The sequence below is a fragment of the uncultured Pseudomonas sp. genome (assembly GCF_943846705.1).
Taxonomy (GTDB): domain Bacteria; phylum Pseudomonadota; class Gammaproteobacteria; order Pseudomonadales; family Pseudomonadaceae; genus Aquipseudomonas.
The window spans coordinates 3,547,876-3,571,067 of record NZ_OX044366.1; the positions used below are offsets into that span (position 1 = coordinate 3,547,876).

Consider the following 23,192-nt stretch of genomic DNA (forward strand, 5'->3'; position numbering starts at 1 on the left):
ATCCGGTTCGCTATGTTCGGTCATGGACTACCCCTGTTGTTGTGTTTATGGGTGAATCGCTTGTTGCAGTTAAGACCAGCGCTCCCGCTTACTCAAGCCGAACCGCTATGTTCAACCACCGCCTTATCCTTTTAAGTTCTTTCCATATACTCAAACATCACTTTTGCGCATAACCCCGAGCTGGTATCTTCCACCAGCTCCGCCAGGAGTGCGCGGCCGTGCGCGCCGATTAGCTGTAAAAAGCCTGATAACAGGACACCACATGTACGTATACGACCAGTACGACCAAAAAATCGTCGAAGACCGCGTCAAGCAGTATCGCGATCAAACCCGCCGTTACCTGGCTGGCGAGCTGAGCGGCGAAGAATTCCGCCCGCTGCGCCTGCAAAATGGCCTGTATATCCAGCGCTTTGCGCCGATGCTGCGCGTTGCCGTGCCGTACGGCCTGATGTCATCCGCGCAAGTGCGCATGATGGCCAAGATTGCCCGCGACTACGACAAGGGCTACGCGCACATCAGCACCCGCCAGAACGTGCAGTTCAACTGGCCGGACCTCGAAGATGTTCCCGATATTCTCGCCGAGCTGGCCACCGTGCAGATGCACGCGATTCAGACCAGCGGCAACTGCATCCGTAACACCACCACCGACCAGTTCGCCGGTGTAGCCAAGGATGAAATCATCGACCCGCGCCCCTGGTGCGAGATCATCCGCCAGTGGTCGACCTTCCACCCGGAATTCACCCACCTACCGCGCAAGTTCAAAATTGCGGTCAACGGCTCGGTGAGTGATCGCGCGGCGATCGAAGTGCACGACATCGGCCTGGAAGCCGTACAGAACGAGGCCGGTGAGTTGGGCTTCCGTGTCTCCGTCGGCGGCGGCCTGGGCCGTACCCCGATCGTCGGCAGCTTTATCAACGAATTCTTGCCGTGGCAGCACCTGATCAGCTACCTCGACGCCATCCTGCGTGTGTACAACCGCTACGGCCGTCGTGATAACAAGTACAAGGCGCGCATCAAGATTCTGGTCAAGGCCCTCACCCCTGACGTATTCGCCGAGCGCGTTGAGGCCGAGTGGGCGCACCTGAAAGACGGCCCGAGCACCCTGACCGAAGCTGAAGTGGCGCGCGTTGCCGCGCACTTTATCGACCCAAGCTACAAGGCTCTCGACGATCAGGACGCCGCACTTGCTGCACTGGATGCCGAGCACCCTGGGTTTGCCCGTTGGCGTCAGCGCAACACCTTTGCCCATAAGCAGCCAGGCTATGTCGCCGTGACCCTGTCGCTCAAGCCAACAGGCGTGGCACCGGGTGATGTGACCGACAAACAGTTTGACGCCATTGCCGACCTGGCCGATCGCTACAGCTTTGGCGAAGTGCGCAACAGCCATAATCAGAACATCATTCTGGCTGATGTTGAGCAAGCGCAGCTGTTCAGCCTCTGGGGCGAGCTGCGTGAGCATGGTTTTGCCACGCCAAACGTCGGCCTGCTGACCGACATCATCTGCTGCCCGGGCGGTGACTTCTGCTCTCTGGCCAACGCCAAGTCAATCCCGATTGCCGAAGCCATTCAGCGCCGTTTCGATGACTTGGACTACCTATTCGACATCGGCAACATCGACCTGAACATCTCCGGTTGCATGAACGCCTGCGGTCACCACCACGTCGGCCACATCGGCATCCTTGGGGTGGACAAGAAAGGTCAGGAGTTCTATCAGGTGTCCCTCGGCGGCAGCGCCGGTCGTGACGCCAGCCTGGCACAGATTCTTGGCCCATCCTTCGCCGAAGCGGACATGGCTGACGTAGTCGACAAGATCGTCAAAGTCTATGTCGAGCAGCGCACTGAAGAAGAGAGTTTCCTCGACACCTTCCGCCGTATCGGTGTCGCCCCGTTCAAGGAGCGCGTATATGCAGCGAATCATTAAGAACGGTCAGCTGGTCGATGAAAGCTGGCACCTGTTGCCCAAGGACGCCACGCTGGACGGCATTTCCAACTGCGACGACCTGATTGTGCCGCTGAGCCTGTGGGTCGAGCACAGCACGGCGCTCAAGGCCCGCGATGGCGGCCTGGGCGTGTGGCTGGAAGCGGGTGAGGAAATCGAAGAAATCGCCGATCAGCTGGATAACTTCCAGGTGATCGCGCTGAATTTCCCAGCCTTCACCGATGGCCGCCACTGCTCCACCGCCTACCTGTTGCGCAACCGCTACGGTTACACCGGTGAAGTACGCGCCATTGGCGACGTGCTGCGCGACCAGCTGTTCTCCTACCTGCGCGTGGGCTTCGATGCCTTTGCTCTGCGTGAGGACAAAGACCCGCAGGATGCCTTGAAAGCCTTCGAGGAGTTCAGCGAGGTTTATCAGGCCTCCACGGACCAGCCACTGCCGCTGTTCCGTCGCCGCGCCTGATCTAGGCATGCAAGGTAAAAGGCCCGGTGATCCGGGCCTTTTCATATCCGCGACATTTAGTCCACGTTGACCAGCACGCGCCCGACCTGCTTGCCCGCCAGCACCTGAGCAATCGCCTCTGGCAATTGCTCAAGCGTCACTTCGCTGACCAACGCATCGAGATTGACCTTCCACTGCAGCGACAGCTTGTCCCACATTGACGCCTTGACCACCAGCGGCAGCTCGACCGAGTCGACCCCAAGCAGATTCACCCCGCGCAGGATAAACGGCAGCACACTGCCCTTGAAGCCCACACCAGCCGTCAGGCCACAACAGGCAACGCTGGCACCATAGCGCAGCGACTTGACCACGTTAAACAGGATGTCCCCGCCTACGCAGTCCACCGCGCCAGCCCACTGTTCTTTGAGCATCGGCTTATCGCTACCGTCCTGCAGCTCGGAGCGCAGCACAATCTGCTGTGCGCCTAGCGCCTTGAGGTACTCGCCCTGCTCCGCCTTGCCCGTCGATGCCGCCACGCGGTAACCCAGGGTGGTGAGCAAAGCCACCGCCACACTGCCCACGCCACCAGTGGCCCCAGTCACCAGCACAGTGCCAGCATCTGGCGTCAGTCCGGCCTGCTCAAGCTTGTCCACACAGAGCGCGGCCGTCAGTCCGGCGGTACCCAAAATCATCGCCTCACGCATCGACAAACCCTTGGGCCGTTTCAACGCCCAGCTCGCCGGGATACGGATGTACTGGGCGAAGCCGCCTGAGGTGTTCATGCCGAGGTCGTAACCCGTGATGATGACCTCATCGCCGGCGCCAAACTCGGCCACGCTGGAAGCTTCCACCACACCAGCAGCATCAATGCCCGGGGTGTGCGGAAAACTTTTGGTTACGCCGCGGTTGCCACTGGCCGACAAGGCGTCCTTGTAGTTGAGCGAGGAATACTTGACCCGAATCAGCAACTCACCGGCCGGTAACTCGTCGATATCACGCTGGACAATCACCTGCTCAAAACCACCCGCTACATTTTCACGGGCTTGTAGTGCACTGAACTTGCTCATGTTCTTCCTCTGTATGACGGTACGATTACCAGAAGCGTTGCTGACTCAAGCGGCTCAGCCAGTTCAGCACAAAACGATCCAGCGCGATGCTACCCGCCAGCCCAACACGCTCCTGCAGGGTTTTCTTCTCGGCATAGTGCAGATGAAACAGCTCGGCGCTCTTCGCCCGCTCTGCCAGGTATTCATCACTGGTCTTGAGCTCATCGACCAGCTGCTTTTCCAGCGCAGCCAGGCCCAGCCAGACTTCACCTGTAGCAACCTGATCGATATCCAGCTGCGGCCGGTAACGCGCCACAAAGCCCTTGAACAGTTCATGGGTGATTTCCAGGTCTTCCTGAAACTTCTCCCGGCCCTTCTCGGTGTTCTCACCAAACACCGTCAGGGTGCGTTTGTATTCACCGGCGGTGAGCACTTCAAAGTCGATGTCATGCTTTTTCAACAGACGATGCACGTTAGGCAACTGCGCCACCACACCAATCGAACCGAGGATGGCGAATGGCGCAGAAATAATCTTCTCGCCAATGCACGCCATCATGTAGCCGCCACTGGCTGCCACCTTGTCTATGCAGACGGTCAATGGCACACCCGCCTGACGAATCCGTGCCAGCTGTGAAGACGCCAAACCATAGCTGTGCACCATGCCGCCACCGCTTTCCAGGCGCAGCACCACTTCATCCTGGGCGGTTGCCATGCTCAGCAATGCCGTGATCTCGTGACGCAAACTGTCGGTGGCCGAGGCTTTGATATCGCCAGCAAAATCCAGCACGTAAACCCGCGGCTTATGAATGCCAGCCTTCTTCTCCAGCTTGGCAGCCTTGGCTTCGGCTTTGCCGGCGGCTTTCAGCTGATCCTTATCGAGCACCGCATGCTCCATACGCTGCTGCAGCTGCTTGAAGAAGTCATTGAGCTTGTTCACCTGCAGTTGACCAGTGCTCTGGCGGCCCTTGCTGCGTAGCGCGGCAATCGTCACCAGCACGACGAGAATGGCCACAACCAAGGTCACTGTCTTAGCCAGAAAGCCGATGTACTCTGCAAAAAACTCCACGTCTATCCCCTTGCCCCGATGACAGCGCCCGTTTGTCGTTAACGCTGAGTTACCCGCAAGCATACCGAGGCCATGGGTTGGCGACCAGCAAGCAAGGCGTTGACATTCAGCGCATCGATGCAATTCAAACAAGCGTATGTTTTTACGTTGACAGCCCCCTGTGCTTCCCCATACCCTCGCGAAACTTTCACCGTACCGGGATCGAGCGGACGTGGGCAGCATCTACCTGATCAGACATGGCCAAGCCTCCTTCGGTGCCGACGACTACGATGTGCTATCGCCCATCGGTGTTCGCCAGGCCGAAGTGCTCGGCGCGCACCTCGCACAACTCGGCACGCGCCTTGATCGCAGCGTCAGTGGCAGCCTGCGTCGTCAGCAACACACGGCCAACAGCGCCCTGCAGCAGCTGCGCGCGGCTGATATCGCGGTACCGACGCTGGAAACTGATGCGGCATTTAATGAATTTGATGCCGACGCGGTGATCCGCAGCCTGCTCCCGGACATACTTGATCAAGAACCAGAAGCCCTGCACATCCTGCGTAATGGCGCGAATAACCGCGCCGAATTTCAGCGCCTGTTCGCCAAGCTGATTGGCCGCTGGATTTGCGGAGAGCACGACAAGCCGGAACTGCAAAGCTGGCAAGGCTTTGTCGAGCAGGTCCAGGGCGGCCTTGCCCGCCTGCTGGCACAGGCCGAGAGCAAACAGAACATCGCCGTATTCACCTCCGGCGGCACCATCACCGCCCTGCTCCACTTGATTACCGGCATACCGCCTGCGCAAGCGTTTGAGCTGAACTGGCAAATTGTTAATACCTCACTGAGCTGCCTGAAGTTTCGCGGCAGCCAAGTGAGCCTGGCTTCCTTCAACAGCCATGTGCATTTACAGCTGTTGAAGACGCCGGAGCTCATCACTTATCGCTGAGCTGCGGCCCACTGCACCCATTACGGGCGCTAGAAAAACCTGAGAAAAGGAAAAAACCATGAGCGTTGCAGACATCGTCAATACCATGCAGTCCAAATTCAACGCCTCGGCCGCTGCCGGCCTGGATCTGGTGTTCCAGTTCAACATCGAAGACGGCGAGAACTACGCTCTGATCGTTAAAGACGGCACCTGTGCCGTTGAGCAAGGTGACAACCCTAACGCCAGCGTGACCCTGATCATGGATACCGAAACCCTGAAAGGCATCACCACCGGCGAAACCGATGGCATGCAAGCCTTCATGTCCGGCAAGCTGCGCGCCGAAGGCGACATGATGCTGGCTATGAAGCTGAGCGAGCTGTTCCCGGTTTAAGCGACAAAGCACTAGCGCTTCAAATAAAAACCGGAGTCCTAGCCTCCGGTTTTTTTATTGCGCGCAGTACTTACCTGCTGACGTAGCGTGACGTTTTAATCGCGGCGGTGTACCGACTGGCCCGCGGCGAAGGTTTCCTTGATCGCACGGTCGTCACCGAGCATGGTCAGGGCAAACAGCTTCTCATCGAGCGTCTTGGCTTGCTGCATGCGGTAGCTGATCAGCGGCGTGGCGTTGTAGTCGAGCACCACGAAGTCGGCGTCTTTACCGGGCAGGAAGTTACCCAGCTTATCGTCCAGATACAGCGCATGGGCACCGCCCAGCGTGGCCAGGTACAGCGACTTGAACGGGTCGAGTTTCTTGCCCTGCAACTGCATCACCTTGTACGCCTCGTTCAACGATTGCAGTTGGCTGAAACTGGTACCGGCACCGACATCGGTACCCAGGCCGACGCGTACGCCATGCGCTTCCAGCTTGTTCAGGTCAAACAAACCGCTGCCGAGGAACAGGTTGGACGTCGGGCAGAAGGCCACAGCCGAGCCGGTTTCGGCCAGGCGCTTGCACTCGTCATCGCACAGGTGCACGCCGTGGGCGAATACCGAGCGCGCGCCGATCAGCTTGTAGTGGTCGTACACATCCAGGTAGCCCTTGCGCTCGGGAAACAGCGCTTTGACCCAGTCGATTTCCTTAAGGTTCTCGGACAGGTGGGTGTGCATATACAGGTCCGGGTATTCGCCGAACAGCTCGCCTGCCAACGCCAGTTGCTCCGGGGTGCTGGTTGGGGCAAAGCGCGGGGTTACGGCGTAATGCAGGCGGCCTTTACCGTGCCAGCGTTCGATCAGCTCTTTGCTGTCGGCATAACCGGATTCGGGTGTGTCGGTCAGATAGTCCGGGGCGTTGCGATCCATCAGCACTTTGCCGGCAATCATGCGCAGGTTTAACGCCTCGGCGGCCTCGAAGAAGGCGTCCACCGACTGCTTGTGCACGCTGCCGAACACCAGAGCGGTGGTGGTGCCGTTACGCAGCAGTTCCTTGAGGAAAATACCCGCCACGTCCGCAGCATGGGCCTTGTCGGCGAACTGCTGTTCTGTGGGGAAGGTGTAGGTATTCAGCCAATCCAACAGTTGCTCACCGTAAGAGGCGATCATTCCGGTTTGTGGGTAGTGAATATGGGTGTCGATAAAGCCAGGGGTGATCAGCGCATCACAGTACTCGGTGACCGCCACGCCCTTGAGGGTGGGCAACAGCTCAGCCGCCGGGCCGACATTAACCACCTGACCGTCTTCGATCACCAGCAGGCCGTCTTCGAAGTATTCATAGGAGTGCTCAATGCCCACCACGGCCGGATCGGCAAGGCTGTGCAGGATGGCGGCGCGGTAGGCTTTCACTGGGCTAGTCATGTAACGCTTATCTCAATCTATGGATTTGGTTGCCCAGGCGCGCGTGCGCCTGGGCCGCTATTCAGGCCTGACTGCGGCGAGAGGTGGGCAGCAGCTTGGCAACGCTGGACTGGCCCTTTTTGCTCTCTTGGCCAAAGGCGGCGTTATAGGTGGCGATCACTTCGCCGGCGATGGACACGGCGATTTCCACCGGCAGCTTGCCTTTGACCTCGGCCAGGCCCATGGGGCACCGCATGCGCGCCACCACCGCAGGCTCAAAACCGCGATCACGCAAGCGGTGTTCGAATTTGACGCGCTTGGTCTGCGAGCCGATCAAGCCGTAATAGGTGAAGTCGTTGCGCTTGAGAATTGCGGCCGTCAACTCCAGGTCGAGCTGATGGTTGTGGGTCATGACAATAAAATAGCTGCCGGCGGGCATGCGCTCGATTTCGTCGACCACCTCTTCATTGACCACTTTCTCCACGTTTGCCGGGATCTGCTCAGGAAACTCATTTTCCCGCGAGTCGATCCAGCGCACCTTGCACGGCAGGCTGGCCAGCAGCGGCACCAGGGCTCGGCCGACATGGCCCGCACCGAACACGGCGATCTGCGCCTGCGGTTGGCCCATGGGTTCGAACAGCAGCACGGTGGCGCCGCCACAGCACTGGCCGAGGCTGGCGCCGAGACTGAAGCGCTCTAAGCGGGTGTCCTGGCTGTGGTTGTCGAGCATTTCGCGGGCCAGTTCCATCGCCTTGTATTCCAGATGACCACCGCCGATGGTCTCGAAAATACGCTCAGCGGTGACCACCATTTTCGAGCCGGCATTGCGCGGGGTTGAGCCGCGCTCTTCGATGATGGTCACCAGCACGCAAGCTTGACCTTGCTGCTGCAGTTCGGCGAGGGCGCTGATCCAGCTCATTTGCTCAGCCTCCAGGTAGGTGGCAGTTGTCCGGGGCGCGGTAGGCGCCAGTTGCTTGGCGACGGATCCAAGATTGGAACCGGCGCTGGTAGAGTCGGTTGGGTCTTTGCGTCGGTGTGTTTTGTCATTGTTGTACACCTGTTGCGTCGGGCGGTGGTTCTTGTGCCTGTGTGAGGTGCTTCAGCGGCGACCGTCGCGGCTAAAGCCTCTCCCACAGCAGTTTCATGGCCGTTTGTAGGGTGGATATCGCGCAGCACATCCACCAAGGTGGTTGGCGTTACGCCAGTTCAATCTCTGTAGCGGCGGCCGATTTGGCGTTTTGCTGCAGTTTCTTCATTTGTTCCACACCCCAGAGCACGCGCTCAGGCGTGGCCGGCGCGTCGATATTCGGCTGTACGCGGTAGTCCGCCAGGCTGGCCACGGCATCCTTGATCGCACACCACACGGCAATGCCGAGCATAAACGGCGGCTCTCCCACGGCCTTGGAATGGAACACCGTGTCTTCCGGGTTCTTGCGGTTTTCCACCAGCTTGACGCGCAGGTCCAGCGGCATGTCGGCGACGGCCGGGATCTTGTAACTGGCCGGGCCGCTGGTCATCAGCTTACCTTTGCCGTTCCACACCAGCTCCTCCATGGTCAGCCAACCCATGCCCTGGACGAAGGCACCTTCGACCTGACCGATGTCGATGGCCGGGTTCAGCGAGGCACCGACGTCGTGCAGGATGTCGGTGCGCAGCATCTTGTACTCGCCGGTCAGGGTGTCGACGATCACCTCGGCGCACGCCGCGCCATAGGCGAAGTAGTAGAACGGCCGACCAGCAGCCTTGTCACGGTCGTAGAATATCTTCGGCGTGCGGTAGAAACCCGTACTGGAAAGCGAGACCTGACCGAAATAGGCCTTCTGGATCACTTCCTCGAAGCTCAGAAAGAAGTCACGCACGCGCACCTGGCTGTTGCGGAACTCGACGTCTTCCGGGGTGACCTTGTATTCGCGCACCAGAAAATCAACCAAGCGCTGCTTCAGCGTTTCGGCGGCGTTCTGCGCGGCCTTACCGTTGAGGTCAGTACCGCTGCTTGCTGCCGTCGGAGAAGTGTTAGGCACCTTGTCGGTGTTGGTGGCGGTGATCTGGATACGCGAGATATCCACCTGCAACACTTCGGCAACGATCTGCGCGACCTTGGTGTTGAGGCCCTGGCCCATCTCGGTGCCGCCGTGGTTCAGGTGAATCGAACCGTCGGTGTAGATGTGGATCAGCGCGCCGGCCTGGTTGAGGAAGGTGGCGGTGAAGCTGATGCCGAATTTAACCGGAGTCAGTGCCAGGCCTTTCTTCAATACCGGGCTTTTGGCGTTAAACGCGCGGATTTCTTCACGGCGTTTGGCGTAGTCACTGCTGGCCTCCAGTTCGGCGGTCATCTCGTGGATGACGTTGTGCTCGACGGTCTGGTGGTAGTGAGTGACGTTGCGCTCGGTCTTGCCGTAGTAGTTAGTCTTGCGCACTTCCAGCGGGTCTTTGCCCAGGCTGCGGGCGATCGCATCCATGATCTCTTCGATAGCGACCATCCCTTGCGGGCCGCCGAAGCCGCGGTAAGCGGTGTTCGAGGCGGTGTTGGTCTTGCAGCGGTGACCATTGATGGTGGCGTTACCGAGGAAATAGGCGTTGTCGGAGTGGAACATCGCACGGTCGACAATCGAGCCAGACAGGTCGGGCGAGTAGCCGCAGTTGCCGGCCAGTTCGATTTCGATGCCATGCAGCAGGCCGTTGTCGTCGAAGCCGACGTCGTATTCGACGTAGAACGGGTGACGCTTACCGGTGATCTGCATGTCCTCGACGCGCGGCAGGCGCATCTTGGTCGGCCGGCCGGTGAGGTGCGCGATCACCGCGCACAGGCACGCAGGACCTGCGGCCTGGGTTTCCTTGCCACCGAAACCGCCGCCCATGCGGCGCATGTCGATGACGATCTTGTGCATCGGCACGCCAAGCACTTCAGCCACCAGCTTCTGCACTTCAGTGGCGTTCTGCGTCGAGGTGTAGACGAGCATGCCACCATCCTCAGTCGGCATCACCGAGGAAATCTGGGTTTCCAGGTAGAAGTGCTCCTGGCCGCCGATATGCAGGCTGCCTTGCAGGCGGCGCGGCGCGCTGGCGAGTTCAGCGCTGGAGTTACCGATCTTGTGCTGATGACTGTCGAGCACGAAGTGCTTTTTGCGCAGCGCATCGACCACGTCCAATACCGGCTCAAGGTCTTCGTATTCGATGATCGCGGCCATGGCCGCCTTGCGTGCGGTTTCCAGGCTGTCAGCGCCGACGGCGAGCACCACTTGACCGATGTACTCGACCTTACCGTCAGCCAGCAATGGGTCACCGGCGACAACCGGGCCGATATCCAGCTGGCCGGGTACATCCTCGGCGGTAATCGCTATCGTCACGCCGGGAATGGCGTAACACGGTGCGGTGTCGATGCGAAGGATGCGGGCGTGGGCGCGGTCGCTCATGCGTGCATAGACGTGCAGCTGATTGGGGAATTCCAGGCGGTCGTCAACATAAACGGCTTCACCGGATACGTGTTTGTCGGCGCTATCGTGTTTAACGCTGCGACCAACGCCGGTGGTGATGTCGGCGCGGAACAATTCGGCCAGTTCGGCCTGGCTTTTGGCTACGTGATGGTTAGACATAAGCGGTCACCCGGGTTTCGACTTCTGGAGCCTGCAGCTCAAGGAAGAATTTACGCAGCAGGTTCTGCGCGATGAGCAGGCGGTATTCCTTGCTGGCACGGAAATCACTCAGCGGGGTGAAATCCGCGGCCAGCGCTTTGCAGGCTTGCTCGATCACCTCTGGATACCAAGCACAACCAACCAGAGCAGCTTCACAGGCGGCGGCACGTTTGGGGATAGCAGCCATGCCGCCAAAGGCGATGCGGGCGCTTTGCACCACGCCCTCTTCGACCACCAGGTTGAAGGCGGCGCACACGGCTGAAATATCATCGTCCAGGCGCTTGGACACCTTGTAGGCGCGGAACGCCTGGCTGGCCTGGTGGCGCGGCACGATGATCTTCTCGATAAATTCGGCTTCCTGGCGTGCCGTCACCTTGTAATCGAGGAAGTAGTCTTCAATCGGCAAGCTGCGGCTTTCAGCGCCTCGGCGCAAGACGATCTGTGCGCCAAGGGCGATCAACAATGGCGGCGCATCGCCAATCGGCGAGGCGTTACCAATATTGCCGCCCAAAGTGCCCTGGTTACGAATCTGCAGGGAGGCGAAGCGGTGCAGCAGCTCGCCGAAGTCCGGGTAGTCCTGAGCCAGCGCGGCGTAGCAATCGGACAGCGCGGTGGCGGCGCCGATTTCGATACTGTCGGCGCTGACTTCAACGCGCTTCATCGACTCGATATGGCCGACGTAGATCATCACTGGCAACTCGCGGTGGAACTGGGTGACTTCCAGGGCCAGGTCGGTGCCGCCGGCGAGCAGGCGCGCTTCCGGGTTGGCGGCATACAGGTCGGCCAGGTCGGCGACGGTCAGCGGTAACAGGCAGCGCTTGTCGCCGCTGTTGAGCTCGGCAGTGTCACGCGGCGCAATGCTTTGCAGCTGGGCAATGGTTTGCGCCTCGGTAGCATCAAACTGATCCGGTTGCTTCTGGCAGCAAGCCTGCTGGGCGGCGTCGATAATCGGCCGGTAGCCGGTGCAGCGGCAGAGGTTGCCGGCCAGCGCTTCCATGGTCTCGGCCTTGTCGAAGCCGCTGCTGTTTTTCTGCAGGGCGAACAGCGACATGACGAAACCCGGAGTGCAGAAGCCGCACTGCGAGCCATGACAGTCAACCATGGCCTGTTGCACGCTGTGCAGCTGGCCTTGGTGCTTGAGGTCTTCGACCGTGATCAGTTGTTTACCGTGCAACGAGGATACAAAGGTCAGGCAGGAGTTGAGGGTGCGATAACGCACGCGCTCGCCGTCCAATTCACCGACTACCACGGTACAGGCACCGCAATCGCCAGAGGCGCAGCCTTCTTTGGTTCCAGACTTGCCTAAGTGCTCACGCAGGTAGTTGAGCACGGTGACGTTTGGATCGAGGGCGTGCTCAGTGCGCAGCTCCCGGTTGAGTAAAAACTGGATCAAGGACGACCTCCAGGCTCTTTATTGTTTTTGTATCAGGCTCTGCTGAAACAGCTGCACAGGGCAGCACAGCGTTTCCACACGGCTTGGCATGGGGCAAATTTAGAGTTTTCTGACTTTGAGGTCAACAAATATCTGACTCTTTGGTCAGTCGACTGTCATGCGATTCAGTTATGAGCGAGAAATGCCCGGCGACTCGCAGCATTTTGGGCTGTTTTTTTTGCGCTAAGCGCGAAGCTGCGCAGGGATAAATACGTGCAGCGATAGGTGCGCGGCACTTAGGGAGACACGCTTAAAAATATCGCTGAAACGCCACACAACAGCGCGCCGACGCAGGGCGCGGCGCGGTTCTGGAGTTACGGCGTGAGCTAGGCGGCTGCCTGTTATGCAGGCTTTATTGCCAGTCTTTCAGCGCTTGCTCGGCTGCCGGGTTCATTGGCTCGGCCAGCAAGCCGGCGGGCGTCAGGTTGATGCTGTAAACCGCCTCATCAGCCAGCGGTAAATAAGTCACCCGACGTGCCTGCGGGTCGAAGACAAACAGGTCATGCGGCCCCAATCGCAGCCAGCGCCACAGATCAATGCCGTAGGGACTGCGCGCCAGTTCGACACGGGTGTGCAGGGCCAGGTTCTGCTGCTCAATGGAGAGGAAGCGCCCCGAGAGTTTTTCCAGGCGATAACCCGGCTGCAAGCCGATTAACGCCGCCAGCCCCTTCCATTGCAGGAAGCGTGCATCCAGCTGCCACAGATCGCCCTCCATGGTCAGCGTACGCTCACGCCCACCCTCCAACAGACTGACCCGATACAACGGGCCATCAGCCTTGAAACTCAGCGTCGCTAGCGGTTTGCCTTCGGCAATCGGGGCGTAGCTGCGCAAATCGTTGGCCAAAACGCCAATCAGCACGGCCAAAGCGAGAAATGCCAGGCCGCAGGTGCCACGCAACCAACCGAGAAACCACTGCCGAGTGAACAGAATGCGAACCGCAACAAAAGCGGCCAGCAACGCCAACAACGCCGTTGCCCATGCCAGTCCATCGTATTGCATCGCTGTGCATTCCTTATGTTTGAAATTGTCGGCATTATGCGCAGCTGCCAGGCTGACGAACAGCAAGTGCGCAGTACAATTAGACGCAGAGCGTGTTTTTATGGTCTGCCATCCATGGTGACCACCCTGCGCGACGTTAACAATCGCTGTGGCCTATTTCTATGGCGACTACCCATTGGCCGTCGCTACATGACCTTAAAAATCCCCCGGTAACTTTTCATGATTTTCCCGTTCGAACTCAGCGTTGACCTGTCGACGTTGGCAATCCTCGCGCTGGTCGCATTTTTTGCCGGTTTTATCGATGCCATTGCCGGCGGTGGCGGGTTGCTGACCATTCCCGCGCTGCTCACTGCCGGCCTGCCGCCGCATCTGGCGCTTGGCACCAACAAGCTCAGCTCGACCTTTGGCGCGGCCGCTGCCAGTTACACCTTCTACCGGCGTAAATTGTTTGATCCCCGCCAGTGGCGCAATGCCTTGATCGGCACAGCCGTCGGCGCCCTGCTTGGCGCGGCCATGGCGCAATGGTTGCCCTCGGCATGGTTAAACCAGATGCTGCCTGTGGTGGTTTTTGCCTGCGGTCTGTACCTGCTGTTTGGCAAAACCCCGGCAGCGCCGCTACTCGCAGAAGCACCGATCGCCAAGGGCCGGCAGTGGCCACAGAGCCTGAGCCTGGGTTTCTATGATGGGGTGGCCGGCCCTGGCACGGGAGCGTTCTGGACGGTCAGCAGCCTGCTGCTCTACCCGCTTGACCTGGTCAAGGCCAGCGGCGTGGCGCGCAGCATGAACTTCGTCAGCAATATATGCGCACTCAGCGTGTTTATCTTCAGCGGGCAAGTGGCTTGGTTGCTAGGCCTGTGCATGGGGTTGGCGCTAATGGTCGGGGCATTTCTCGGCGCACGCACGGCGATCAAAGGCGGCTCGAAGTTTATCCGCCCGGTGTTCATCCTAGTGGTGCTTGGCTTGACCGTACGCTTAGCCTGGCAGCACTGGTTCGGGCTGGCCTAAACGACGCGCGACATAAACATCGATCAGATAGCGCGCAATCGAGCGTGGCGCCGGCAAGGGCGGCAGATCATGCACGCTGAACCACTGCGCATCCTCGATTTCATCGACCTGCATAACGATATCGCCGGAAACATATTGCGCATGAAAGCCCAGCATCAGTGAATGCGGAAAAGGCCAGCCCTGACTGCCCAGGTACTGCAAGTTGTTGATCTCAAGCCCGACCTCTTCGCGCACCTCACGGGCCACGCAATGCTCCACCGACTCGCCGGCTTCGACAAACCCTGCCAAGGTGCTGTAGATGCCCGTCACAAAACGCGGCGAGCGCGCCAGGAGGATCTCATCACCACGCGTAACCAGCACAATCATGCTGGGTGAAAGCCGCGGGTAGTGCTGCAACTCGCAACGCAGGCAATGCATGGCCCGCTGCTCTGGGACATGCTGCATCGCCCCACCACAGCTGCCACAGAAGCGATGCTGGCTGGCCCATGTGCCGATTTGCGTGGCGTAGCTGAGCAGCTTGAAGATGTCGTCATCAGCTTGCAGCATAAATTGACGCAGGCTTTGCCAGGCACAACCGGGCAGCTCGAAAGGCTGATCCAGTTCCAGCAGGTAGACCGCATCGCCATCAAAGTGGCCCAGGCCATGCTCGGCGATAATCGGCAGGTCTTGTTTCTTCAACCACTCCCGAGGGAACAGCACACCGCTGCTGTCGGCGAGAAAGTGCTGCTTAAAATGCGCGATAACCCAGCCGCCTGGCTGCTGGCTATCAAGAACAGTGGCGTGCCAGCGCTGCATACTCAAACCTCCAACGGCATGCCCAGGGCCCGGACACTTTCAGCCGCGAGGTCGAGCACACTTGGCTGAGTTTCCGGACGCATCACCGCACCAGCTTCCAGGTAATACTCAAGGCTGCTCAGGGCATCGGCGAGGGTTTCCAGCATCTGCTCGGAAGGCATCTGCGGCGCATCAAACATCTGCTGCTGGATGTAATCGGCACAGGCACCGACCAACAAGGCGGCGCGCTCCTGGTCAAGGAACCATAACCCACCGCGCACGGCTTGCAGGCTGAACGGCACGTTAGACAGGTGCATGCGCTCGCCATCCGATTCGAGATACGCAGTAATTGCGCGCTTGGCCAACGCCAAGCCCGCCTGCGCCTCATCGACCACCACAATGCGCGCTTCGTTGAGCTGATGCAGGGCAAATGAGTCGGCCTCGTTGCCTGGTTGCGCCGGGACAGGGCGCACCTCACGGCGTTCGCCACTTTCCAGGCTGGCAACCATGCCTTCGACGTACAACACCGCATCTGCCAGTTTATTCAGTGCCTGCGGTTGCGGCGCGCTGGTCTCACTCCAGCTGGAAACGACTGGTAGCTGGGCATTCAGCGAGTTGCCGGCCGAGCTGAGACCGACCATGCCGAGGGTCTTGCTCAACTTACCAAGCAAGGCGTGCAGGCTCGTGAGGTTCTCGCTTTGCAACGTGCCTCGCTCGATCAAGTCGAGCATGTCCTTAAGGCTATTGAGTTCTTCGCGAATCGCCGAGCTCAGCGAACGCATGACTGATTGCCCAGGGCCAGACAGGCGCTGGTATTCCTCTTCCAGCAGGTGGTCGGTAAAAGGCAGCGACGTCAGAGCAAATACGTCACCGAGGGCCGTCGCTTGCGGCCCACGACTGCTGGCCAGAGCCACCAGATAGAGCAACTCTTTAAGCAGGCCACGCGGCGCTTCGTACTGACCGTTGGCAAGCATTTGTTTGAGTTCGCGATCGACTCGCGAGAACAGCTGCTTGCGCGATTTGCGCGCCAGCAACTGGCCAGCAACCTGCGCTTCAACGGCCGCTGCGCCTACCCAGCAGAGTCGGCCGCGCGGCTCGTTGGCAAACAGACTGTCGAGACGGGTCAGCGCACGGCCCATCAATTTGAGGCTGGCTTGCGGGTTCTGCTCACGAATAAAGCCCAGCAGGCCCACTTGGTACATGTGCCGCAGACGCCGGCCTTCGCTTTCGCGTGCCGCGCCATCAACGCTGGCCGACGCGGTACGCGGGCGAGCATGGTCGAGACGCACACTAAAAAAGAAGCTCTCCGGCAAGGCAGGCTGCCCGCCGGCCTGACGCAGATCATTGATCGCCGGCAGCAACAACTCGGGCATTTCCTGGCGATGCGCTTCGACGCTTTCCAGATAGCGGCGCAGAACATGCAGCGCATTGCTCAAAGCAGAAAGCTGCACATCGCGCTCTTCACCGGCACCTGCGGGAATATCTGTGGCCTGATCCAGCACTTCCTGCGCCAGCAACTCGGCACCGGTCAGTTCGATCAGGTTTAACGTGCCGCGTACCTGATGCAGGCTCTCTACGGCCTGTTGTAACAAACTGCCGTTATGGCGTTCTGCAATAAAGTGTTCAAGGCTCGATTCGGCCTCTTCCATGGTGGTGAACAATTCATCGCGCACCAGATTAAGCGACGTGGCTCCAGAAACCATGAGCTATTGCGCCTCCCGCTTCGAGATTAAGAACAGATTGCAGGACTGCATCACTCAGCGAACTCCGGTTTCTGCTTGCTCACATGCGCTGGCATGGCCACGCGTGTACCTGCCAATTGCAGAATTCCAGATGGCAAATCTGCCAGTACGACATTAAAAACGTTGTAGTCGGACAAGACTGTCATCCTCAGCGGGGCGCTAGCGCTCAATGAAATTATGCGCATGCTTAAAATCGAGCAACTATAACAACCGACAGGCAAAAGTCGATGCCGGGCTCTGTGATGCAGAACACGTCGTCACAGTTAAGCTCGATTTTTACTTATAGGTGATAAGCACTTGATCTACTGAGAAAGGTTGGCGGCGCGCCAATGAACAGAACAGAGCAGAACTGCCAGCGAATGCTGGCAGGCCAGTTCAAGCTCAGCCCTTGATGCAGTCAACGGTATAGACCCCGTCTTCACGCTGCAGGCCGTGAACATCGGCATCAAAGCCGGGGAAGCTGCGATCGAACGTACGGGCAAAGGCCAGGTAATCGATGATCGAGCGCGTCTGCGCGGTAAACCGCTCGCCCGGCATGATCAGCGGAATACCTGGCGGATAGGGCACCAGCATCACAGCCGCAATCCGGCCTTCCAGCTGTTCGATTGGTACGGCCTCAACCTCACCGCGCACCAGTTGGTTGTAAGCATCGGCGGGCTTGATGGCCACTTCCGGCAAGACCGTGTACATGCGCTTGAGCGCTTTAGCCGTGGCGTTTTCGCGGTAGCAGGCATGCAAGGCTTCGCACAAGTCACGCAGGCCCATGCCCTGATAAAACGCGTTCCCCGCCTGTGCAATCGACGGCAACACATCACTCAGCGGCAGGTTGGCGTCGTAGCTGCGCTTGAACTCCAGCAGCTCGGTCAACAGCGTGCTCCATTTGCCCTTGGTGATACCCATGGAGAACAGCACCAAGAAGGAGTACAGACCGGTTTTTTCCACCACCAGACCACGTTCCCAGAGGAATTTGCTCACCACCGCCGCCGGAATTCCGTGCTCAGCCAGTGTGCCATCCGCCGTCAGCCCCGGCGTGACTAGGGTCACCTTGATGGGATCAAGCAAGACGTAATCTTCGGCAACATCGCCGAAGCCATGCCAATCGGCTTGTGGCTGCAGCAGCCAATTCTCAGTCACCACATCATCAGTGCCTTCGGCCTGCGGTGGCTGCCAGATGCTGAACCACCAGTCATCGGCGCGGAGGTTTTGCCGCAGATTAGCCAGGGCCCGGCGGAAACTCAGGGCCTCATCGAAGGTTTCCTGAATCAGCGAGCGCCCTGCCGGGCCTTCCATCATCGCCGAGGCGACATCCAGCGAGGCGATGATGCCGTACTGCGGTGAAGTGGAAATGTGCATCATAAAAGCTTCGTTGAAGCGATCGCGATCCAGCTGGCGTGCCCCGCCATCCTGCACATGGATCATCGAAGCCTGGCTGAATGCCGCCAACAACTTGTGCGTCGAGTGGGTGGTAAACACCAGCGGCGTATCGTCGGTTTTCAGCGTACCCATGCCATAACGGCCGGAATAGAACTCATGAAACGCCGCGTAGGCGTACCAGGCCTCATCGAAATGCAGCACCTCGACGCTATTGCCCAAGGTCTGTTTGATCAGTTCGGCGTTGTAACACAGGCCGTCGTAAGTCGAGTTGGTCACCACCACCAGCTTGACCATCGCCCCACTGCTGCTCGGCACACGACCGCGCGCCAGCGGGCTGGCGTCGATCTTGGCCTGGATCGACTCGCGGCTGAATTCGGACAGCGGAATCGGCCCGATAATCCCCAATTCATTACGTTCCGGGCACAGGTACAGCGGGATCGCGCCGGTCATGATGATCGAATGCAGAATCGACTTGTGGCAGTTACGGTCCACCAGCACCAAATCATCACGACCAACCATGCTGTGCCAGACGATCTTGTTAGCGGTCGAGGTGCCATTGATCACGAAATAGGTGTGGTCGGCACCGAAGTTACGCGCCGCGCGGGCTTCGGCCTCGGCCAGCGGCCCGGTGTGGTCGAGCAGCGAGCCCAGCTCTGGCACCGACACGGACAGATCGGAGCGCAGGGTATTTTCCCCAAAGAACTGATGAAACGCCTGCCCCACCGGGCTCTTGCGATACGCCACACCGCCGCCATGGCCGGGCGTGTGCCAGGAGTAATTAGATTGTGAGGTGTGCTGCACCAGCGCCTTGAAGAACGGCGGCAACAGGCAATCCAGATAATTACGCGCGGCACGTGCAACCTGCCGGGCCAGGAATGGCACGGTGTCTTCGAACAAATAGAGAATGCCGCGCAGCTGATTGAGATCGATCATGGCCTCGGCCGGCGCGTTCTCAATCGTGACTTGCTCACCAATGGCAAAAATCGGCAGTTGCGGCGCACGGCGGCGGGCGATGCGGATTAGCTCAAGCATGTCCTGCAACAGGTTGCTGTTCTCCCCCGCCCCTTCGGCGGCCACCAAAATGCAGGCCAGTCCGTGGTGGGTGGAGGCGACAATACGCCCTTCGGCGGAGCTGGCGGTGGAGAGAATGCTGAAGCCGTCCTGCTCCAGTTCTTGCGCGATGGCGCGTACGCGATCACCGGCCACTGTATCGGCCTTGATGTCACGGTGCACGATCAGGACGGGGAACTTTAGGTCTTTATACATTGTGGCGTCCCTGAGAGTGGCAGGTGCAGGCCTGCCGATCGCCTCAGGTTAGAGACTCGTCACGCTGGGCGTAACCCCCTCTACGTGACGTTGTACGAAAAGGTCGCGAGTGAATAACTCACAGAGACGCTTGTCGTTCCAGCTCGCGTGCAACGACAAGCGCCCGCACTGCTCAGGCCTCGACTTTCGGCTGTTCCATCTGCAACCAAAGTGGCAGAGCCCCGGCAGACTTCTCGATAATTGCCAGGCGCGCCATATGCTCGGCAAGCTCGGCATCATTAGCCTTAATCACCCGCGTGCGGGCACGCTCTGCAGGCAAGCGGCGAATCGCACTGGGTTGCTGGCGACCATTGTTGTCACCTTCAGAGCCGTCGCCCGCCAGGGACAGATTGGTCTGCCCACCCGTCATGGTCAGGTAGACGTCGGCGAGAATCTCGGCGTCGAGCAAGGCGCCGTGCAGATCACGGCCGGAGTTATCGACCCCGTAACGCTTACACAGCGCGTCAAGGTTATTGCGCTGCCCCGGATGCCGCTCACGGGCCATCATCAGGGTATCGAGGATCGAGCAGTAATCGCTGACCTCGGCGCGGTCACGCTGGCCGAGCAAATTGAATTCGTTGGCAATAAAGCCGATATCGAACGCCGCGTTATGAATGATCAGCTGCGCGCCTTTGATGAACTCGAAGAACTCATCGGCAACTTCTTTGAAGCGCGGCTTATCCTTCAGAAACTCATCGGTAATACCGTGGACGGCGATTGCGCCCTCGTCGCTCTCACGATCCGGTTGCAGGTAGACATGAAAGTGCCGCCCCGTCAGGCGACGGCCGATCAGCTCAACACAACCGATCTCAATAATCCGGTGGCCATCCGCCACCGGCATACCGGTGGTTTCAGTATCCAGCACTACCTTCCTGTCAGCAGCGTTGTTGTAAACCGTCATTGCTTTTCCCCTATAAACGCGCGCCAAATCTTAACACGCCGGGCGAAAACCATCGCAACGACCGATGATCAGGTGTAAATGACACCGAGCACTCTCTTCAAGTGCGCAAAAAATAAATCATGTGTAAGGGGGGCGTGTTAGCACGGGATAGCCACAGCGGATCTTTCGGAAATCCATCCACAGGTATTTACTTCCCCTACACTTTTCGAAAAACGCTTTGCCCACCATAATTTCGCAACCATGCGGAACTTTCTAACTTCTTAATCACCTTGAGTGGTATCCAGAAATCTTCTCGTCTGGTTCAGTGGGCAGCCCCATAGCTAGCTGTACCTCAACACTGAAGTTACCCTTCAACGAGTGGTACATATTCCTTCCCCCCTTTGGAGTACTTTGGGCTGCCTGCTGCGGTACACCTTCTCCGGCATTATCCAAACAGAAGTGAGGTGCTGCTTCAGGGGCGGATTCAAGAGGGGCTTGCGGCTAAGTATGGGCATCAGCCGTTTCTCAGTTCGAAGCTAGAGTGACTTAGTTTTTTGGGTCTTTAACGCAGGTTTGCACAGCGTCGGTTGCCTACTGCCTAACGCGCTCCAACTCGCCACAACTGATCCAACCTCGTGGTGTAGCTCTGGCTCATCATCTCCCGGCGCATCCCCCAGTCAGGGGCCAGTTGCACGCGTCCCGGGCGGATGGTTCCCCTGCCCCATTTGCTATTGATCTGATCAAGCACGTCCATCACCTGGCTGGTCTCGCTCGGTTGCACTGCTGCAAACAGGTCACCGCTGCATTGGTTGCGCTGACATAGACCAAGTAGCAGCACCTCGGCTTTGCTGTAGGCGAAACCGCTGCGATAAACGCGCTCCAAGCCCGCCAGAGCGACCCTGATGATCAGACGGGTATCGTCTGTGGGGTATGGCAGCTCGCACAGTACACCCTTGGCGTACTTGGCCTCTTGTGGATTGAACATGCCGGTGCGGATGCTTACGCGGATTTTTTTGCAAACGGACTGCTGGGCGCGCAGCTTCTCGCAGGCCCTAGTCGCAAAGGTGGCCACTGCCTCACGGAGCGGCGGCAGCTCGTGCAGGCGCTTACCGAACATGCGGCTGCAGCAGATCTCCTGCTTGGCCGGCGCACCCTCTTCCAACTCCAGGCAAGGCGTGCCGAGTAACTCCCTGGCGGTTTTCTCGATCAGCACGCTGAAGTTCTTGCGTAGCATCCAGGTATCGGCCTGGGCCAGATCCCAGGCAGTACGGATATTCATGCCGGCCAGGTGCCCGGTCATCTTGCGGCCGATGCCCCACACCTCGCTCACGTCCATGCGTTTTAGCAGCCGATCACGGCGGGCCGGATCGCGGATATCCACCACGCCTCCGGTCTGGCGCTGCCATTGTTTGGCGGCATGGTTGGCCAGCTTGGCCAGGGTCTTGGTCGGAGCTATACCCAACCCGGTCGGGATGCCGGTGAACTGCAGCACCTGGGCACGGATCTGCCGACCAAGCTGTTCGAGCGAGCCGGGCATACCGCTGATATCGGCGAAGGCCTCGTCGATGCTGTACACCTCCAGCGCCGGTACCATGCCCTCGATCACCGCCATTACCCGCTCGCTGATGTCTCCGTACAACGCATAATTGCTGCTGAACGCGACGATGCCGTGCTGGCGAAGCTTGTGCTTAATTTGGAAGTACGGCTCACCCATCTTCACGAAAGGCTTGGCATCGGCCGAGCGGGCGATCACGCAGCCGTCGTTGTTGGACAACACCACGATGGGCGTACGCAGCAGGTCTGGGCGAAACACTCGCTCGCAACTGGCGTAGAAGCTGTTGCAGTCGATCAAGGCGATGGCCGGCTCAGGCATGGCAGCGGTGCCGGCGTAGGCTGGCCGTGACCACGCCCCAGATAATCAACTCGTCACCCTCCATGATGAAGCGTGGGGCGAACGTGGGGTTCTCTGAGCGCAATACGATCAACTTGCCCTCCTTGTCCAGACGTTTGACAAAGGCATCCCCATTGATCGCGGCGATGACGATATCGCCACTGTTCGCCTGTAGCGCACGACTGACCACCAACACATCGCCATCGAAAATGCCGGCACCGATCATGCTCTCGCCATCGGCACGCACCAGGTAGGTATGCGGCGCATCTATTTCCAGCAACTCATCCAGGGAGAGCTTTTGCTCCAAGTGATCCTGCGCCGGGCTGGGAAAGCCAGCGGGAACACGAGAGGAAAAAAAGGGCAGCTCGGTATGGGAGCTTCCCACAGGGCCGAGAATCGTGGCGGTGGCCATGGAGGAATACCTAAAAAAATACTGTATGGACAAACAGTAGAACAATTGACAGCAGACCGGTCAATGCCATGCTGAAAGGAACGACAGATGGAGGCGGTTATGTGCGGACGCTTCGTCCAGTACCAAGGCCAGGCGGACTACCTGGCAGAGTTGAACGCCGAGCGGGGCGTTATCAGCGGCTATGACAACGTACCCATTACCCGCTACAACGTTGCCCCAAGCACCAAAGTGCACATGCTCTATGGCGACAGCCGCGGAATCCACTTAGGCGCTGTCAAGTGGGGCTGGGCCCCGCACTGGGCCAAGCCAGTGCCTGTCTCCAGCGATCAATGCCCGCGTCGAGACCGTGGCTACAGGCAAGTATTTCAGATCGATTTGGCCGCACCGCGCACTGGTCATGGCCGATGGCTGGTACGAATGGGTGAAAAACGAAGCAGATCCTAAGAAGAAGCTGCCCTACTTCATCAGGCTTAAAAGCGGTGCACCGATGTTCTTCGCTCACTGGGCCAGCACCCAAGCGATGACCATCAGGAAAGAGAAGACGACGGTTTAGTGATCATCACCTTAGTGATCATCACCCA

At 59.1% G+C, this 23,192-nt stretch carries 20 protein-coding genes; 7 read left to right on the plus strand and 13 right to left on the minus strand.

Annotated features, from left to right (window positions below):
* The first annotated feature begins 262 nt into the window (after positions 1–262).
* Positions 263–1,921, plus strand: a complete 1,659-nt coding sequence (locus Q0V31_RS16605) for a nitrite/sulfite reductase (protein WP_298189509.1) — start codon at positions 263–265, stop codon at positions 1,919–1,921.
* Positions 1,905–2,402: a DUF934 domain-containing protein gene (locus Q0V31_RS16610; protein ID WP_298189512.1), complete on the plus strand. Its 498-nt coding sequence runs from the start codon at positions 1,905–1,907 to the stop codon at positions 2,400–2,402. Before Q0V31_RS16605 ends, Q0V31_RS16610 begins: the two co-directional genes overlap by 17 nt.
* 56 nt (positions 2,403–2,458) lie before the next feature.
* On the opposite strand, the gene Q0V31_RS16615 is transcribed toward Q0V31_RS16610, so the two are convergent.
* Both Q0V31_RS16615 and sohB read right to left on the minus strand, forming a co-directional pair.
* Positions 2,459–3,448 carry a YhdH/YhfP family quinone oxidoreductase gene (locus tag Q0V31_RS16615; protein ID WP_298189514.1) on the minus strand — a complete coding sequence of 330 codons (990 nt, stop codon included), beginning with the start codon at positions 3,446–3,448 and terminating at the stop codon, positions 2,459–2,461.
* 25 nt (positions 3,449–3,473) lie between these two features.
* Complete coding sequence (gene sohB / locus Q0V31_RS16620) at positions 3,474–4,493, minus strand: protease SohB (RefSeq protein ID WP_298189517.1); 1,020 nt, start codon at positions 4,491–4,493, stop codon at positions 3,474–3,476.
* A 211-nt stretch (positions 4,494–4,704) separates the two neighbouring features.
* Between sohB and Q0V31_RS16625 the strand changes: the two genes are divergently transcribed.
* The gene (locus Q0V31_RS16625) at positions 4,705–5,415 is read left to right on the plus strand and encodes a histidine phosphatase family protein (RefSeq protein WP_298189519.1); all 711 of its coding nucleotides are present in this window, start codon (positions 4,705–4,707) and stop codon (positions 5,413–5,415) included.
* A 58-nt stretch (positions 5,416–5,473) separates the two neighbouring features.
* On the plus strand, positions 5,474–5,785 hold the full coding sequence (locus Q0V31_RS16630; protein WP_298189523.1) for an SCP2 sterol-binding domain-containing protein: 312 nt from the start codon (positions 5,474–5,476) through the stop codon (positions 5,783–5,785).
* A gap of 95 nt (positions 5,786–5,880) precedes the next feature.
* Here the strand turns inward: Q0V31_RS16630 and guaD are convergent, their stop codons facing one another.
* The 5 genes from guaD to Q0V31_RS16655 all read right to left on the minus strand — a co-directional run bounded on the left by guaD (position 5,881) and on the right by Q0V31_RS16655 (position 13,228).
* A complete protein-coding gene (guaD, locus tag Q0V31_RS16635) occupies positions 5,881–7,185 on the minus strand; it encodes a guanine deaminase (RefSeq protein WP_298189526.1) in 1,305 nt (434 codons plus the stop codon).
* Positions 7,186–7,246: 61 nt separating this feature from the next.
* Complete coding sequence (gene xdhC / locus Q0V31_RS16640; RefSeq protein WP_298189528.1) at positions 7,247–8,083, minus strand: xanthine dehydrogenase accessory protein XdhC; 837 nt, start codon at positions 8,081–8,083, stop codon at positions 7,247–7,249.
* Between the two features lie 277 nt (positions 8,084–8,360).
* On the minus strand, positions 8,361–10,757 hold the full coding sequence (gene xdhB / locus Q0V31_RS16645) for a xanthine dehydrogenase molybdopterin binding subunit (RefSeq protein ID WP_298189531.1): 2,397 nt from the start codon (positions 10,755–10,757) through the stop codon (positions 8,361–8,363).
* Complete coding sequence (gene xdhA / locus Q0V31_RS16650) at positions 10,750–12,189, minus strand: xanthine dehydrogenase small subunit (protein ID WP_298189533.1); 1,440 nt, start codon at positions 12,187–12,189, stop codon at positions 10,750–10,752. Before xdhA ends, xdhB begins: the two co-directional genes overlap by 8 nt.
* A 391-nt stretch (positions 12,190–12,580) precedes the next feature.
* Complete coding sequence (locus Q0V31_RS16655) at positions 12,581–13,228, minus strand: hypothetical protein (RefSeq protein WP_298189535.1); 648 nt, start codon at positions 13,226–13,228, stop codon at positions 12,581–12,583.
* A gap of 219 nt (positions 13,229–13,447) precedes the next feature.
* On the opposite strand from Q0V31_RS16655, the gene Q0V31_RS16660 reads away from it, so the two are divergent.
* Positions 13,448–14,233: a TSUP family transporter gene (locus Q0V31_RS16660; protein ID WP_298189537.1), complete on the plus strand. Its 786-nt coding sequence runs from the start codon at positions 13,448–13,450 to the stop codon at positions 14,231–14,233.
* Here Q0V31_RS16660 and nudC read toward each other — a convergent pair.
* From nudC to umuD, 6 genes are all read right to left on the minus strand, one after another.
* Complete coding sequence (gene nudC, locus Q0V31_RS16665; RefSeq protein ID WP_298189539.1) at positions 14,201–15,028, minus strand: NAD(+) diphosphatase; 828 nt, start codon at positions 15,026–15,028, stop codon at positions 14,201–14,203. The two genes, Q0V31_RS16660 and nudC, sit on opposite strands and share 33 nt — an antisense overlap.
* Positions 15,029–15,030: 2 nt before the next feature.
* The gene (locus Q0V31_RS16670) at positions 15,031–16,710 is read right to left on the minus strand and encodes a ferrous iron transporter B (protein WP_298189541.1); all 1,680 of its coding nucleotides are present in this window, start codon (positions 16,708–16,710) and stop codon (positions 15,031–15,033) included.
* A gap of 420 nt (positions 16,711–17,130) precedes the next feature.
* The gene (locus Q0V31_RS16675) at positions 17,131–19,389 is read right to left on the minus strand and encodes an Orn/Lys/Arg decarboxylase N-terminal domain-containing protein (protein ID WP_298189543.1); all 2,259 of its coding nucleotides are present in this window, start codon (positions 19,387–19,389) and stop codon (positions 17,131–17,133) included.
* A gap of 172 nt (positions 19,390–19,561) precedes the next feature.
* The gene (gene dnaQ / locus Q0V31_RS16680; RefSeq protein ID WP_298189545.1) at positions 19,562–20,329 is read right to left on the minus strand and encodes a DNA polymerase III subunit epsilon; all 768 of its coding nucleotides are present in this window, start codon (positions 20,327–20,329) and stop codon (positions 19,562–19,564) included.
* A gap of 577 nt (positions 20,330–20,906) precedes the next feature.
* A complete protein-coding gene (locus tag Q0V31_RS16685; protein WP_298189547.1) occupies positions 20,907–22,181 on the minus strand; it encodes a Y-family DNA polymerase in 1,275 nt (424 codons plus the stop codon).
* Entirely contained in the window at positions 22,174–22,611 is a 438-nt protein-coding gene (gene umuD / locus Q0V31_RS16690; RefSeq protein ID WP_298189549.1) for a translesion error-prone DNA polymerase V autoproteolytic subunit, read from the minus strand. The genes Q0V31_RS16685 and umuD overlap by 8 nt, the downstream gene beginning before the upstream one ends.
* Before the next feature lie 99 nt (positions 22,612–22,710).
* On the opposite strand from umuD, the gene Q0V31_RS19695 reads away from it, so the two are divergent.
* Complete coding sequence (locus Q0V31_RS19695) at positions 22,711–23,055, plus strand: SOS response-associated peptidase family protein (protein ID WP_366915226.1); 345 nt, start codon at positions 22,711–22,713, stop codon at positions 23,053–23,055.
* Positions 22,958–23,164 carry an SOS response-associated peptidase family protein gene (locus Q0V31_RS19700; RefSeq protein ID WP_366915227.1) on the plus strand — a complete coding sequence of 69 codons (207 nt, stop codon included), beginning with the start codon at positions 22,958–22,960 and terminating at the stop codon, positions 23,162–23,164. The genes Q0V31_RS19695 and Q0V31_RS19700 overlap by 98 nt, the downstream gene beginning before the upstream one ends.
* Positions 23,165–23,192: the final 28 nt, after the last annotated feature.